The sequence below is a fragment of the Bradyrhizobium sp. 134 genome (assembly GCF_023074155.1).
Taxonomy (GTDB): Bacteria; Pseudomonadota; Alphaproteobacteria; order Rhizobiales; family Xanthobacteraceae; genus Bradyrhizobium.
In genome coordinates this window covers 1-1,350 of the sequence record NZ_JADPKX010000062.1, presented here as the reverse complement: position 1 = coordinate 1,350, position 1,350 = coordinate 1, and the positions used below count along the sequence as shown (strand labels likewise).

Sequence of the window (1,350 nt, the reverse complement as noted above, 5' to 3'; positions counted from 1 at the left end):
GTTCATCACAGTGATTTCGACGTTTTGATACCGAGCCATTCGAGGATCGGCAAGCTTTCCGGCGGCACGAGGATTTCGATGCTTCTGGGGACGCCAGGTTGACGTCGGATGAAGCCGTTTCGTTCGAGGGTGACGATCATTTGGTGGACCGAAGGCGGGCTGACGCGGAAGTGGCGCTGGATGTCGGCTTCGGCGGGTGGACGTCCGAACATGTGGGCGTAGGTATGGATGAAAGCCAGGTAATAACCCTGCTTCTCGGTGAAGCGCGCGCCTGATTTTTGACTCATCGTTGGATTCGTCCCGGCCTCCGACAAGGAGGCAAAGCATGAATGTACGTTATCGGGTCGAATTGAACCAAGCCGAGCGCAACGAACTGACGGCGATGCTCGGCGGCGGCAAGCACGCCGCCCGCAAGCTTAAGCGGGCGCAGATTTTGCTGGCGGCCGATGGAGGCTGCCGCGACGAGGAGATTGCTCGGACCGTGAGTGTCAGCCTCTCCACCGTCGGCCGGACCAAGCGCCGCTTCGTGGAAGGAAATCTGGAGCGGGCCTTGAGCGAGGAGCCGCGTCCGGGCGCTGAGCGCAAGCTGACCGGCAAGGAGGAAGCCCTGCTGGTGGCGACCGCATGCGCCAAGCCGCCCGCCGGCTGCAAACGCTGGACGCTGACGCTGTTGGCCGACACGATGGTCAAGCTCACCGATCACAACAGCCTGTCGGGCGAGACCGTGCGTCGCCGGCTGGCCGAGAACGACCTCAAGCCGTGGCGCAGGGGGACATGTGGTGCATTCCCCATGTCGACGGCGAATACGTTGCCCGCATGGAGAACGTGCTCGACCTCTACGCCGAGACGCAGAATCCCGCCCGGCCGCTGGTCCGTTTCGACGAACTCCCATCCAGCTGATCGGCGAGGTGCGCCAGCCGGTCCCGGCCCAACCGGGACAGCGCGAGCGCTACGATTACGAGTATCGCCGCAACGGCACCGCCAATCTCTTCGTCACCTGCGATCCACATCGGGGCTGGCGCAACGTCAAGGTCACCGACCGCCGCGCCGCCGTGGACTACGCCCACTGCATGCGTGATCTCGTCGACGTCCATTATCCCGACGCCGCCTGCATCCGTGTCGTGCAGGACAATTTGTCGATCCATAAGCCTGGGGCGCTGTATGAGGCCTTCGCGCCCGCCGAGGCCCGGCGCATCCTGCGCCGCCTCGAATTCCACTTCACCCCGAAGCACGCCAGTTGGCTCAATATGGTCGAGTGCGAGATCAGCGTGCTACAGCGCCAGTGTCTCGGCCGCCGCATCGACGATCCCAAAAGGCTCCGAAACGAGATCGCAGCATGGCAAAAGAGGC

At 63.4% G+C, this 1,350-nt stretch carries 1 protein-coding gene and 1 pseudogene; one reads left to right on the top strand and one right to left on the bottom strand.

Annotated features, from left to right (window positions below):
* Window positions 1-5: 5 nt before the first annotated feature.
* Entirely contained in the window at window positions 6-287 is a 282-nt protein-coding gene (locus IVA75_RS24775; protein WP_126262178.1) for a helix-turn-helix domain-containing protein, read from the bottom strand.
* Window positions 288-325: 38 nt separating this feature from the next.
* Between IVA75_RS24775 and IVA75_RS24770 the strand changes: the two are divergent.
* Window positions 326-1,350, top strand: a pseudogene (locus IVA75_RS24770) (IS630 family transposase); the annotation flags it as partial.

What these genes read in the sequence shown, in the direction of transcription:
- IVA75_RS24775 (WP_126262178.1), bottom strand. Translation starts at nt 287, where the DNA reads ATGAGTCAAAAATCAGGCGCGCGCTTCACCGAGAAGCAGGGTTATTAC.